The organism is Microbacterium flavum (assembly GCF_018717645.1).
GTDB lineage: Bacteria > Actinomycetota > Actinomycetes > Actinomycetales > Microbacteriaceae > Microbacterium > Microbacterium flavum.
The window spans coordinates 1-13182 of record NZ_JAFLHG010000021.1 but is presented as its reverse complement, the minus strand read 5'-3'; the positions used below and the strand labels follow the sequence as shown (position 1 = coordinate 13182).

Sequence of the window (13182 nt, the reverse complement as noted above, 5' to 3'; positions counted from 1 at the left end):
CCGCGGGACGACCCGAACGGTCGGCGCGGGGCTGACCACCCTGACCGCCGCGACCGCGACCGCCCTGGCCTCCGCCTGCGGCGCCCTGGCCCTCGCGCGCGGCGCGCTTGCGCTGCGCATTGGCACCCTGGCTGCGGCCACCGCCGCCACCGCCGCGCGGCTGCTCGACCTTGGGCTCCGGCTTGACGTACGCCGCGACCGTGCCGACGAGCTCGGTGACCTCGGGCGAAGTCGCGCTCACGCGGATCGGGGTCACCGCGATGGCCGCCTTGCGCAGGAGGTCCTTGACATCCCGCTCCTGACCGGGCGTCACGAGGGTCACGACGGTGCCCTCGGCGCCGGCGCGCGCCGTGCGCCCCGAACGGTGCAGGTACGCCTTGTGCTCCATGGGCGGGTCGACGTGGATGACGAGTTCGACGTCGTCCACGTGCACGCCGCGCGCGGCGACGTCGGTCGCGACGAGCACCTTCGCGGCGCCCGACGAGAACGCCGCCAGGTTGCGGTCACGGGCCGGCTGCGACAGGTTGCCGTGGAGGTCGACCGAGGGGATGCCCTGCGCCGTCAGCTGCTGGGCGAGCTTCTTGGCGTGGTGCTTGGTGCGCATGAAGAGGATGCGGCGGCCGGTGCCCGACGCGAGGGTGCGGACGAGCTCCTTCTTCTCGTCGGCTCCCGCGACGTGGAAGACGTGGTGCGTCATCGCCGCGACGGGCGAGTTCGCCTCGTCGACCGAATGCAGGACCTCGTTCTGGAGGAAGCGCTTCACGAGCTTGTCCACGCCGTTGTCCAGCGTGGCGCTGAAGAGCAGTCGCTGACCGCCCTGCGGCGTCTTGTCGAGAATGCGGGTGACCGAGGGCAGGAAGCCGAGGTCGGCCATGTGATCGGCCTCGTCGATGACCGTGATCTCCACGGCATCCAGCTTCACGAAGCCCTGCTTCATGAGGTCCTCGAGGCGGCCCGGGCAGGCGACGACGATGTCGACGCCGTCACGGAGCGCGGCGACCTGGCGGCTCTGGTTGACCCCGCCGAAGATCGTCGTGGTCTTGAGGCCGTAGGCGGCGGCGAGGGGCTCGAGCGTCGCGTTGATCTGCGTCGCGAGCTCGCGGGTCGGCGCGAGCACGAGACCGAGGATGCGGCCCGCGCGGCGGTGGCCGCCGGCGAGCGCGCCGCCGAGGCGCGCGACCATGGGGATCGAGAAGGCGAGCGTCTTGCCGGAGCCCGTCTTGCCGCGGCCGAGCACATCGCGACCGCCGAGGGTGTCGGGCAGGGTGTCGACCTGAATGGGGAAGGCCTCGGTCTTGCCGTCCTTCGCGAGGACGTCCAGGAGCGGGGCGGGCACGCCGAGCGTGCGGAAAGTGATGTCAGACATGGGAGCGTTTCTGGGCAGGGATGCCCGGATCGGTGGCCTCTGCGCGGATGCGCACAGGGTCGCCGTACGAAGAATGTCAGCCGATCATCCGGTCGGGGCCGGGCGGCGAGGGAAGCGTTCTACGACGCGAGCGCGCCAGAATCGGCGCGGCAAGTGACCCCAGTCTAGCAGTCGACGGTCAGCGAGCGGACGCCGACCCGCTCGCCTCCCGCGCGCATGTCCCACAAATGGCTGTTTTGGCGCGGTCAAACCTGCCATTTGTGGGACATGCGCTGCGCGGAGTGGGACGAGGTCAGGATGCCGCGAAGCGGTCGGCCGCCGCGCGGAGCGCGCGGGCGATGCCGGGCTCGGTGGCCGAGTGCGAGGCATCCGGAACCACGACGTACTCCGCCTCGGGCCAGGCCCGGTGCAGATCCCACGCCGTCATGATCGGGGTGCAGACGTCGTAGCGGCCCTGCACGATGACCGCGGGGATGCCCCGGATCGCCGCGACGTCCTCGATGAGCTGCCCGTCGCGGAACCACCCGCCGTGCATGAAGTAGTGGTTCTCGATGCGCGCGAAGGCGACCGCCGCATCGGGCTCGGCCATCGTGGCGACGAGGTCCGGATCCGGCAGGAGCGTGAGGGTGGAGGCTTCCCACGTGGTCCATGCGAGGGCGGCCGGGCGGTGGACGTCCGGGTCCGGATCGGTCAGGCGCCGGTGGTAGGCCTCGATCAGACGGGACCGCTCGAGCACGGGGATCGGCGCCAGGTAGTCCTCCCACAGGTCGGGGAATATCGCTGCCGCACCCCCCTCGTAGAACCACTCGAGCTCGTGTCGACGGAGGGTGAAGATGCCCCGCAGCACGATCTCGGTGACCGCTGCAGGGTGGGACTCGGCGTAGGCGAGGGCGAGGGCCGATCCCCACGAGCCACCGAAGACCTGCCACCGGTCGATGCCGAGGTTCTTGCGCAGCAGTTCGATGTCGGCGACGAGATGCCACGTGGTGTTGAAGCGCAGATCGGCCGCGGGGTCGCTCAGATGCGGGGTCGAGCGCCCGCAGCCGCGCTGGTCGAACAGCACGATCCGATAGACGGCGGGATCGAAGAAGCGACGCTGCCACGGCGAGGTGCCGGCGCCCGGACCCCCGTGCAGGAAGACCACCGGCTTTCCGTCCGGGTTGCCGGACTGCTCCCAGTACATGCGCTGGCCGTCACCCACGAGCAGGAACCCGCTCTCGTACGGTTCGATCGGCGGATAGAGGATGTCGTCGAGGTGGGCCGGTCCCGCCGAGGCGGCGCTCACGGCGTCCCCGCCCCGAATGTGTCGCACGCACCGGGGCCGCTCTGGTAGCCCGTCGCGAACCAGCGCTGGCGCTGCTCGCTCGACCCGTGGGTCCAGCTCTCCGGGTTGACGCGCCCCGACTGCGCCTGGATGTGGTCGTCGCCGACAGCGGCGGCGGCGTCGAGCGCGTCGCGGATCTGCGCCTCGGTGGGCGGCTGGATGTAGGCGACGCCGTGCGCGTCGGTCTGGCGCGAGGCATCCGCCGACCAGGCGCCGGCGAAGCAGTCGGCCTGCAGCTCCGTCCGCACGCCGTTGCTGTCGGGACCCGTGCCGTTGTTCGGGTACTGGTCGAAGATCCCGGTGATCTGCTGGATGTGGTGGCCGTACTCATGCGCGAGCACGTAGAGCTGCGCGAAGTCGCCGGCCTTGTCGCCGAACTGCTGCTCGAGGATGTCGAAGAAGGTCGGGTCGATGTAGACCGTCTCCTCGGGCGGGCAGTAGAACGGTCCGGTCTGGTTGGATGCCGTGCCGCAGGCGGTGGAGGTCGAGCCGTCCACGATGATCAGCTGCGGCGGGCGATACCCCTGCACCTGTGTGCCCCAGTAGGCGTTGATCACCTTCGACCCGGCGGCAAGGCGGCAGTCGATGCTCGCGTTGGCATCCGCACCGGTGAGACAGTTCTCGACCTCGGACTCCGTGCCGGGCCCGGCCTGCATGCCGCCCCCACCGCCGAGGAGGCTCGAGAAGTCGCCGCCCGTGAAGATGTTGAGCAGGATCACCGCGATCGCGCCGAGTCCGCCGATGCCGCCGGCGATCGCCCCGCCGCCCGGGCCGCGCCTCTTCGCGCCGCTTCCGCTCACATCGGCGTTGCTGTTGAACGTCATAGACCTCACCGTACCGCCCTCTCCCGCGCACCCGTAGGCTCGGGGCATGGATGCCACGACAGTCACCGTCACCGGGGCGGGGGGCCAGATCGGCTACGCGCTCCTGTTCCGCATCGCCTCGGGAGCCATGCTGGGGCCGGACCGGCCGGTGCGCCTGCGACTGCTGGAGATCCCGCAGGGCCTGAAGGCCGCGGAGGGCGCGGCCCTCGAGCTGCAGGACTGCGCGTTCCCGCTGCTGCGCAGCGTCGAGATCACCGACGACGCCCGCACCGGCTTCGACGGCGCGAACATCGCAATGCTGGTCGGCGCCCGGCCGCGCGCGGCGGGGATGGAGCGGGGCGACCTCCTCGCGGCGAACGCCGGCATCTTCGGTCCGCAGGGGGCGGCCCTGAACGAGGTGGCCGCCGCCGACATCCGCGTCGTCGTGGTGGGCAACCCCGCCAACACGAACGCGCTCATCGCCGCGGCATCCGCCCCCGACATCCCGGGCGATCGCTTCGCCGCGCTCACCCGCCTCGACCACGACCGCGCGGTGGCGCAGCTCGCGGATGCCACGCGCCGCTCCGTCACCGATGTCGCCGGGGTCACGATCTGGGGCAACCACTCCGCGACGCAGTTCCCCGACCTCGACCACGCGACCGTCGCGGGCCGCCCGGCGCGCGAGGTCCTCGCCGACGCGCTCGGCGGCGCGGACGCGGTCACGAGGTGGCTCGACGATGAGTTCGTGCCGCGCGTTGCGAAGCGCGGGGCCGAGATCATCGCCGTCCGCGGGTCGTCGTCGGCGGCGTCCGCAGCGAACGCCGCTCTGTCCCACATCCGCGACAGCCTGCTCGGCACGGGCGACGGCTGGACGTCGGCGGCCGTGCTCTCCCGCGGCGAGTACGGCGTCGCCGAGGGGCTGTACTCGTCGTTCCCCGTGACAAGCGATGGATCCGGCTACCGGATCGTCGAGGGCCTCTCCCTCGACGATCGTGCGCGCGCCCGCCTCGACGCGTCGGTCGCCGAGCTCACCGCCGAGCGCGACGCCGTGCGGGCGCTGGGACTCATCTGAGGCCGCGATGGATCTTCTGCTCGTCGTGCTGATCGCGGTCGTCGCGGTCGCGGTCGTCACCGCCCTCGGCCAGCGACTCGGCGTCGCGGGGCCCCTGCTGCTCGTCGGGCTCGGGCTCGTCGTGGGGCTGCTGCCCTTCGTGGACGTCCCGGAGATCGACCCCGCGCTGATCCTCGTCGGAGTGCTGCCGCCTCTCCTCTACGCCGCCGCAGTGCGGCTGCCGGCGATCGAGTTCCGCCGCGACTTCACCCCGATCGCGGGCCTCGCCGTCGTCCTCGTCGTCATCACCGCGCTCCTCCTCGGCTGGTTCTTCTCGCTCGTCCTCCCCGGCGTGGGCTTCGCGCTCGGCGTCGCGCTCGGCGCGATCCTGAGTCCGACGGATGCCGTGGCCACCGGCATCGCGAAGCGGCTCGGCATCTCGCCGCGCGTGACCACGATGCTCGAGGGCGAGAGCCTGCTCAACGACGCGACCGCGCTGGTCCTCCTGCGGACGGCGCTCCTCGCCGTCGCGGCGGGCTCGTTCTCGTTCGGAGCGGCGGTCGGCAGCTTCGCGTGGGGAGTGGTGCTGGCCCTCGTGTTCGGCGGCCTGGTCGGCGTCATCGCGGTGCGGCTGCGCTCCTGGGTCGGCAACTCCGCGGCATCCACGGCCATCGGATTCACGGTGCCGTTCCTCGCCTACCTGCCCACGGAGCACCTCGGCGGGTCGGGGCTCGTCGCGGCGGTCGTCGCCGGCATCGTCGCCGGCCAGGGCGGGCAGCGGTGGTTCACCCCGGAGCAGCGCCTCTCGGACGAGGTCAACTGGCGCACCGTCGAGCTCGTCCTCGAGGGGGCCATCTTCCTCATCATGGGGCTCGAGCTCGACCAGATCGTCTCGGCGGTCATCGCCCGGCACGAGGGGATCGGACTGCCGACGGTCGTCGCGCTCGCCGCACTCCTCATCGCGCTGCTCGTGCGGGCGGGATACGTCGCCGCGCTGCTCTCCGGCGGGCGTCGGCGCGCCGGCAGGGCCGACCGCTCCCGCCTCGAGGAGTTCGACGCGCGCATCGACGAGATCGAGGAGAACGGCTGGCCGGATCGCCCGGGAACGCGGGGTCTCGTGCGCCGCGCCTCCTCCCCCGAGCGGACCGAACGGCGAGTCGCCTCGATGCGCGAGCGCGTCTCGCGTGCGCTCGCCGATTTCGACTACTACCAGGCCACTCCCCTGGGCTGGCGCCACGGGACCGTCATCGTCTGGGCCGGCATGCGCGGCGTCGTGACCCTCGCCGCTGCGCAGACGATCCCCCGCACCGTCGAGACGCGACCCGAGCTGGTCTACATCGCCTTCGTCGTCGCGCTCGTGAGTCTCATGCTGCAGGGCTTCTCGCTCCCCTGGCTCGTGCGCCGACTCGGCCTCACGGACACCGGCGACGGTCCGGATGTCGAGGACCGGGAGACCCTCGACGCCGAGCTCCGCGCCGCCGCATCCGACGCCCTCGCCTCGGGGGACCTCCGCCGCCCCGACGGCTCCGCGTTCGACGCTGCGATCACCGAGCGCGCCGGCGCCCTGTACACGATGCCGCCCGACGAGAGGTGGGCGACGTCCGCCCGCGAGGTGCTGGAGCTCCGCCTCGCTCTCATCGACGCGATGCGCGCCCGCCTGACGTCCGTCTCGTCCGGCGGGCGTTACGCCACTTCCACCCTGCGCCACACGATGTCGCAGCTGGACGCCGACCAGCTGAGCCTCGAACTGCGCCTGCGCGACGCGGACTGAGGCGCCCCGCCCCGCCCCCGGTGGTCGCATCGCTGAGACACAATGGATGCCATGACCTCAGATCCGAGCGCCGCCGGCGATCGCGCCCCCGCCGACTACGCCGAATCGATCGCCCTGCCCGCGGTCACCGAGGCCGTGCCCGTGATCGTGTCGGGGACGGACTGGTGGGCGGCCCGCCCCGCGGGATCGCGCCTGGTCGGGCTCGTCGTCGCACGCGACGACCTGCCGTCCGTGATCGCACAGCGCGACGCGCTGGCGGAGTTCGGCGTCCCGATCGAGGGGTTCCGTCATCCCGCACCGGAGACCGGTGAGAGCTGGTCGGAGCGGCTCACCCGTCTGTTCGGCCGGCTCACCGGCGGTGACGTCGTGGTCGTCGCCGACAAGCACGCCCTGGGGCGCACGATCGACGAGGAGACGCACGCGATCGCGGAGCTGCGCCGTCGCGGCATCATCGTGAAGGTGCTCGGCCACTCCCGGGGCTGATGCCCGCATCGATCCCCGCGACGAGTCGGGCGAGCTGCCGGGGCTGTCATCCGCGCGCGGGTACGAGACGGCGACGGCGAACGCCGGGCGCGATCGTCGCGCCCGGCCTTCGCAGGGAATCACTGGCCGAGCTGGCTGGCGAGCTGCTCGTCGGTGGACTGCAGAGCCTGAGCGGCCTTCTCGAGGAACGAGGCCATGCCCTCGATACCCTGGACCGTCTTGGTCGCACCGGTGGTGAACTCGGTGTACGACGCGTCGAACGCACCCGACGCCCGCGTCGTGGTGAACCCGTCCTGAACGAGCTGCGCGACCAGCTGGCGCAGACGCTGCAGGTTCGCCTCGAGCTCGGACTGACCGTCGCGCAGACGCCCCGCGGCGCTGTTCATCTGGTCGTAGGTGACATTCAGATTGGCCATGAGGGGCCCCCTTCATTCGGCCCGGCGGAAGAGCCGGGAGGTCTGTGGTGATACGAATCTAAGTGAGCCGCCCGAGGGCCGCCATGGGGAGAACTACCCATGCGCATCCCCCGCCGGAACGAGCGCGCTGACGAGCGGGAACTGGATCCGCACCGTCTTGCCGCGGTGGGCGAGGATGCCGCGGCCGACCGGCAGCTCCCCACGGACGATCCGCGGGAACGGGGTCTTCAGGACGACCTCGCCGTCGAGCGTCTCGGGCTGCAGGACGACGCCGCGGCGCGCGGCCTTGACCTCGCCCAGCAGGCCGAAGTTCGACGACCACTCGCTGACCTCGCCCACGACGACGAAGAACACCTCGCCGCGGCCGGCGCGCTTGACGAGCGCCGAGAGGCCCATCTCCGCGATGGATGTCGCGAACTCGCCGATGCCCTCCAGCACCACGAGGGGCACCGGCCCGCCGTCCGCGACCCGGTCGGCCGCCTCGTCCACGTCCGAGAGCACGGCCACCGCCGCCGACCCGCCGTCGGCCGTGCGCTCCCAGGCCACGGCATCCTGCACGGGAGAGCGCCGGTCGCCGAGGTAGAAGGCGGGGGTTCCGGGGCGGGCCCGAACGGTCTGCACCGCGATCGCCGCGGCCGCGTTCGAGCGCCCGGCACCGGGCGTGCCCGCGACGATGAACGTTCCCGTCGGCTCGACCGCGAACGGGCCGAGGTCGAGGTCGGACAGGCCCACCACGACCCCGTTCGGCGCGGCGGCGGGCAGCTCCGTCAGCGGGTACTCGACCGGCAGCGCGCGGATGCCCGGCGCCGGCACCGTGCCGCGGCGCAGCATGGCCTCCGCCATCCGCTCCATCGCGAGCGACTGCTCCTTGGTCGACGGCGTCCCGCCGATGACGGCGATCTGCGCCTCGTGGTCGTCGACGATCGCGCGCCCCGGAGGGGACGTCGACGTCAGGATGTCGCGAGGCATGCCGAGCAGGGCATATCCGTCCTCGTCGGCCATGCGCAGAACGATACGGCGCTGGATCATCGCCTGGAGCGAGGTCGGAACGCTCTGTCCGCGGTCGGCCGTGAGGGCGACGTGGATGCCGAGGCCGCGGCCGTCGGTGAGGATCTGCTGCAGCGCGCGATAGGTGTCCGCACGCCCCGGCACGCCCTCGAAGGCGGTCCGGAAGGCGGGGAATCCGTCGACCAGGAGCAGGATGCGCGGCTCGTCGGGGCGACCCGCCAGCATCCGGTACTCCGTGAGGGTCGATGCGCCGGACGCGGCATACGCGTCACCGCGGCGATCGAGCTCGGCGCGGAGGGTGGCGAAGAGTCGCTCGATGCGCTCGCTGTCATCCCCCGAGATGACCGCGCCCACGTGCGGCAGCGTCTCGAGCATCCGGAGGCCGCCCGTCGCGGCATCCAGTCCGTAGACGTGCACGGGGCCGCCGCGCGGGGTGATCCCCGCCGAGACGGCGAGAGTGCGCAGGGCTACCGACTTGCCCGATCCGCCGGTGCCGAAGATCGCGAGGTGCCCCTCGGTGTCGGGCTCGAAGAAGAAGGGCACCTGGTCCTGGCGTTCGGGAACGTCGATGACGCCGAGGACGAGGCGCGCGTCGGTGCGCTGCGGCAGCTTCGTCTGATCGAACGTGGCGGCGAGCTCATCGAGCCACGGACGCCGCGGCGGATCGATGCGCGCGAGCTGGGCCGCGTCACCGAAGCGGGCGACGAGCAGCTGCTGATCGTTCGGGCCGAGATCCTCGGTCTCGGTGGGGGCGTCGGAGGCCTGCGGCTTCTCCCACACCGGCGCGTCGCCGAGGCGGAACGGCCGGATCTCGACCGCCGCCTCGGGGGCGGCGCGCAGGCTCCACCCGCCCGAGTACGCCGACTGGAAGAGGCTCATGCGGCCGGGGCCGGTCTTCGCGATGCCACGACCGGGGATGCCCGGGTCGAACAGGGCCGCCTCCTTCGAGCCGATCACATCGTCGGAGTCGGTCTCGTCCGCCATCCGCAGCGCGACGCGCAGGTTCGTGTTGGCGCGCAGGTTGTCCTTGATGACGCCCGCCGGGCGCTGCGTCGCCATGATGAGGTGGATGCCGAGGGACCGGCCCCGCTGGGCGATGTCGACGACGCCGTCCACGAACTCCGGCACCTCCTTCGCGAGAGCCGCGAACTCATCGATGACGAGGACGAGTGCCGGCGGCGCGTCCGGGTCGCCGGCCTTCTCGAGCTCGAGGAGATCCTTCGCCTTCTTGCGGTTGAACAGGTGCTCCCGGTGATGCAGCTCGGCGCGCAGGCTCGTCAGCGCCCGACGGACCAGGTGCGGGCTCAGATCGGTGACGAGTCCGACGCAGTGCGGCAGGTTCACGCAGTCGGCGAACGCCGACCCGCCCTTGTAGTCGACGAAGAGGAACGTCACGCGCTCGGGGCTGTACTCCGCGGCCATGCCGAGCACCCACGCCTGCAGGAACTCGCTCTTGCCCGAGCCCGTCGTGCCGCCGACGAGGGCGTGCGGACCCTGCTGGCGGAGGTCCAGATGCAAGGCCCCCTGCGCGCCCTGGCCGACGAGCGCACGCAGCTTGGGCTGGTATCCCGCGCCCGAACGCGTCGCGCGGATCGAGGCGTTCTGCGTCCAGCGGTCGATCACCGCGTCGGCCGAGGTCGCCATCTCGGTGCCGAGCAGCTGGACGAGCGGGATCGTGCGCGGCACGTCCCCGGCATCCTCGGCGACGTCGCCCACGTCGGTGATGCGGGCGAGCGCCCGGGTCACGACGCCGAAGCGGGCGCCGTCGAGCGCCTCGACCCGGAGCGGCGAGGTCACGGTGCCCAGACGCACGAAGTGCGCGCTGGCCGCGCCGCCCGCGCTGCCCTCGCCACCCTCGTCGCCGCCCGGCAGCTCGATCCAGGTGCGGCAGGAGGCGGGGAGGTCGGCGGCACGTCCGGCGAGCCAGAGCGGCAGGATGCCGCTGCCCGCGGCCCGCTCGCTGAGCTGGATCAGGCGCCCGCGGTCGACGGGCGCGTCGGGGGCGATCACGACGACGACCGCGGGGAGGGGAACCTCGTCGTCGCGCCCGCGGCCCTCTCCGACGTCCGCTCCGGCGGCGGTCGCGGCATCCGACTCCTTCAGCGCCCGCAGACGCCGCAGGCGCGAGGTGCGCGTCTCGACGAGCTCCTCGAGCGCGGCGAGCAGGCGTGAGCCGGTGACGGCGTTGTCCGCGATCGGCGGGGTTACGAGCATGTCCTCCGCCGCCCACGTGTGCGGCAGCCACTTGAGGTCGCCGAAGGCCGCGCGCGTCGCGGGGCCGGCGAACCCGACCACGTGCACATCCGAGGGCGCATGCAGGCCGGCGATCTGCGCGAGGAGGGCGCGGCCGGTGTCCGCGACCCGTCCCGCGTCGCCCGCGAGCCCGAGCGCGCCGGCTTCGACGAGAGACTCGAGGATCGGCACGTCATCGACCTCGGCGAAGGGCGCGACCGTCTCGTCGAGGCGATCGACGTACGAGGGGATCGCCGCGTCGCGCTTGCTCGACTCGGCCACCGTGTTGCGACTGGGGGCGGAGCCGTCACCCAGACGCACATGGAGGAACGACCAGTGCTCGGGGCGGCGCGTCCACACGAGCGGACCCGCGGCGAGCGCATCGGCGCAGATCGGGTCGAGCTCGGGCACCTCGCCACGACGCACGGTGCGCTCGCGCACCCGCTCGGTCTGCAGGCGGGTGGCCAGTCGGTCGAGCTGCTGCTCGAAGCGGTCCTTGTCGCGCTGAAGCTGCGCTTTCGACTGCAGCCGCGTCGTCAGCCAGGTGCCGAGCATCAGCAGCGGCGACGCCGCGACGAAGACGAGGGCCATCGGGTTGCGCATCACGAAGTACAGCACCGCGCCCATGATCACAGGGGCGATCATCGCGAGCCAGGGGAAGACCTGCGGGGCGGGCGGGGCGGGCAGGTCGGTACCGGGGAGCTCCTCGCCCAGGTAGCGGGTCTCGACGCGCGGTGAACGAACGAAGGGCACCTGACGCCACGCCCGCCGGACGGCGGTGGCGGCGTCGTCGCGCGCGCTGATCCGGATGCGGGTGTCGCCGAGAACGGCGTCGATCTCGCCGTCCGCGGCGGTGAGGTAGGTGACCGGGGCCCCGTCGACGAGGATGCCGTTGGCGGAGTTCAGGTCGACGAGCTCGGCCCGCCCCTGCCCGATCTCCAGGCGCGCGTGGCGCTTGGAGACCAGCGGATCATCGAGCACGATGTCGCACGAGGCGTCGCGCCCGATCACGACGACGGCCCGGCTGAGCGGGACGACCGTTCCCGCGCCGGGCCCGGAGACGATCTCGACCTCCCCCACCGAGGCGCGCGGCTGGTAGTCGGCGGGGACGACCCGCACGGCGGAGCCGGCGGCGAGCTGCACATGCGCCACGCTCGCCTCGGCATCCAGCACCTCGCCCGGTCCCTGCGCGATCGTTCCGAACGCCTCGAGGGTGATCTCCTGAACGGCGGCGCCGCGGCTCTGCGGGTCGAGCTCGGCGATCGTCCGCGCGACGTCCCCGACGGTCGCGTCCGCATCGGCGGAGATGACGACGTCCTCCGCGTCTCCCCCGGGCCGGACGTATGTCGTGCGCAGCTTCATGCCTCGTCCTTTCCGTCGTCCTGTGCGAGAACCTCGTCCGCCTCGTCGAGGAGCGGGAGGTCCTCCCGCGTGACCAGGCGCGAGGCGATCGCGTGCTCGACGAGTCGCACCCGCCGGTTGGTGGCGGATGCCGCGACCCCGCCGCGGAGCCCCGGCACGCCCTGGCGGTCGAGCTTGTCGCAGACGTTGTCGAGCTTCCGGTTGAAGCGCGTGATGCTCCAGCCGAGCCGCGCGGCGGCCGCCGCGGAGGTCGGGAGCTCGCTCATCCCGGTGCCCTCGCGGCGCAGCACGGGTTCGGCGAGCGCGATGATGAGCAGTCGCTGGCTGAGGGTGAGCGGCACCGCTCCGATCGTGGACTGCCCGTCGGGACTCTCGTGCGGGGTCATCCGGAAGGCGGGTTGGCGCGTGTGCACCGTGAGCTCATAGGTGGTCGGGCCGGCGCTGAAGACGACGGTGGTGAGGGCGAAGACGATCGGCAGGCGCGCGCCCGGAGCGAGCTGGGCCTGCACCCGCCCCTCGCTGTCGGTGACGGTCGCCGACAGGCGCGACCCGATGTTGACGAGCCACCACAGTTCGCCGACCTGCTCGATGCGCAGGAAGTGGCGGTGCAGGAACAGGTTGTCATCGATCGCGAGGTCACCCTCACGGCCGATCGTGAAGGTCGACCCCGGCGCGATGCTCAGGTACTCGCCCGCGAACTCGACGGTCAGGTCCGACCCGGGGGCTGCCCCGCCCGGGCCCTCGCCCGGCGGGAAGGTGTCGTCGACATCGGTCATGGCGTGCACGTCCTCACTTCGTCGCCCGCCGCACCGCTCGCGCGGACGAGCGTGACCGCGATGCAGGTCGTGCCGCCGGCATCCACGGGCAGCGACGCCGTGGGGTCCGTCACCCGGCTCGTGTCGCCGGAACCGGAGAGCGTGTACGGGTACCAGAGGTAGGCATCCCCGGGCTGCGGATCGGGGTTCGTCCAGGTGAAGACCGCCTCACCGCTCTGCACGGTGCCCGACAGGCCGCCCACTTCGGGCACGACATCGCCGACGGGGTCCTGCGGCAGGGGGGATGCCGAGGCATCCGACCCGGTGTCGGAGCCCGTGCCGCCGTCCGTCTCGCCGCCCGCCAGCGCCGTGCCGATCATCGCGACCGCACCGATCGCGACGATCACCGCCGCGGCCGCACCGAGGCCGATCCACAACCCCCGACGCGAGTGCGGCGGGGGCGCGGCCGCGGGGTCGGCAGTGGCGGGGTCGACGGCGCCGTCCGCCGCCCCGACGGGTGGCCGGGTCCCCGGGGGCGCATCCGCGGGGTCCTCCGTCGCACCGCCGCGGCCGCGGCGGCGCACGGTCGAGTGCGTGTCGGTGGCCTCGGG

General features: G+C 72.5%; 9 protein-coding genes and 1 pseudogene. 3 read left to right on the top strand and 7 right to left on the bottom strand.

Annotated elements, in window-relative coordinates:
- From J0P97_RS15370 to ypfJ, 3 genes are all read right to left on the bottom strand, one after another.
- On the bottom strand, positions 1 to 1366 hold a 1366-nt coding region (locus J0P97_RS15370), incomplete at its 3' end, for a DEAD/DEAH box helicase (RefSeq protein ID WP_215488671.1).
- 292 nt (positions 1367 to 1658) lie between these two features.
- The gene (gene pip / locus J0P97_RS15365) at positions 1659 to 2651 is read right to left on the bottom strand and encodes a prolyl aminopeptidase (protein WP_215488670.1); all 993 of its coding nucleotides are present in this window, start codon (positions 2649 to 2651) and stop codon (positions 1659 to 1661) included.
- Positions 2648 to 3514 carry a KPN_02809 family neutral zinc metallopeptidase gene (ypfJ, locus tag J0P97_RS15360; protein ID WP_215488669.1) on the bottom strand — a complete coding sequence of 289 codons (867 nt, stop codon included), beginning with the start codon at positions 3512 to 3514 and terminating at the stop codon, positions 2648 to 2650. Before ypfJ ends, pip begins: the two co-directional genes overlap by 4 nt.
- 46 nt (positions 3515 to 3560) lie before the next feature.
- Between ypfJ and J0P97_RS15355 the strand changes: the two genes are divergently transcribed.
- From J0P97_RS15355 to J0P97_RS15345, 3 genes are read left to right on the top strand one after another with little or no spacing between them, the layout of a single operon-like run.
- On the top strand, positions 3561 to 4565 hold the full coding sequence (locus J0P97_RS15355; RefSeq protein WP_215488668.1) for a malate dehydrogenase: 1005 nt from the start codon (positions 3561 to 3563) through the stop codon (positions 4563 to 4565).
- A gap of 7 nt (positions 4566 to 4572) precedes the next feature.
- Positions 4573 to 6315, top strand: coding sequence for a cation:proton antiporter (locus J0P97_RS15350; protein WP_215488667.1), 1743 nt, complete (start codon positions 4573 to 4575; stop codon positions 6313 to 6315).
- Between the two features lie 42 nt (positions 6316 to 6357).
- Positions 6358 to 6798, top strand: a complete 441-nt coding sequence (locus J0P97_RS15345; RefSeq protein ID WP_372449727.1) for a recombinase family protein — start codon at positions 6358 to 6360, stop codon at positions 6796 to 6798.
- A 119-nt stretch (positions 6799 to 6917) separates the two neighbouring features.
- Here the strand turns inward: J0P97_RS15345 and J0P97_RS15340 are convergent, their stop codons facing one another.
- The 4 genes and pseudogenes from J0P97_RS15340 to J0P97_RS15325 all read right to left on the bottom strand — a co-directional run.
- Entirely contained in the window at positions 6918 to 7214 is a 297-nt protein-coding gene (locus J0P97_RS15340) for a WXG100 family type VII secretion target (RefSeq protein WP_215488665.1), read from the bottom strand.
- Between the two features lie 93 nt (positions 7215 to 7307).
- Entirely contained in the window at positions 7308 to 11816 is a 4509-nt protein-coding gene (locus J0P97_RS15335; RefSeq protein ID WP_215488664.1) for a type VII secretion EssC family protein, read from the bottom strand.
- The gene (locus J0P97_RS15330) at positions 11813 to 12592 is read right to left on the bottom strand and encodes an FHA domain-containing protein (RefSeq protein ID WP_215488663.1); all 780 of its coding nucleotides are present in this window, start codon (positions 12590 to 12592) and stop codon (positions 11813 to 11815) included. The genes J0P97_RS15335 and J0P97_RS15330 overlap by 4 nt, the downstream gene beginning before the upstream one ends.
- Positions 12589 to 13182: pseudogene (locus J0P97_RS15325) on the bottom strand (hypothetical protein); the annotation flags it as partial. The gene J0P97_RS15330 and the pseudogene J0P97_RS15325, both read right to left, overlap by 4 nt.

Bases quoted from the DNA above. Each gene is read 5' to 3' on its own strand.
- ypfJ (WP_215488669.1), bottom strand. From the start codon at position 3,514: ATGACGTTCAACAGCAACGCCGATGTGAGCGGAAGCGGCGCGAAGAGG.
- J0P97_RS15355 (WP_215488668.1), top strand. From the start codon at position 3,561: ATGGATGCCACGACAGTCACCGTCACCGGGGCGGGGGGCCAGATCGGC.
- J0P97_RS15350 (WP_215488667.1), top strand. From the start codon at position 4,573: ATGGATCTTCTGCTCGTCGTGCTGATCGCGGTCGTCGCGGTCGCGGTC.
- J0P97_RS15345 (WP_372449727.1), top strand. From the start codon at position 6,358: ATGGATGCCATGACCTCAGATCCGAGCGCCGCCGGCGATCGCGCCCCC.
- J0P97_RS15340 (WP_215488665.1), bottom strand. From the start codon at position 7,214: ATGGCCAATCTGAATGTCACCTACGACCAGATGAACAGCGCCGCGGGG.
- J0P97_RS15335 (WP_215488664.1), bottom strand. From the start codon at position 11,816: ATGAAGCTGCGCACGACATACGTCCGGCCCGGGGGAGACGCGGAGGAC.
- J0P97_RS15330 (WP_215488663.1), bottom strand. From the start codon at position 12,592: ATGACCGATGTCGACGACACCTTCCCGCCGGGCGAGGGCCCGGGCGGG.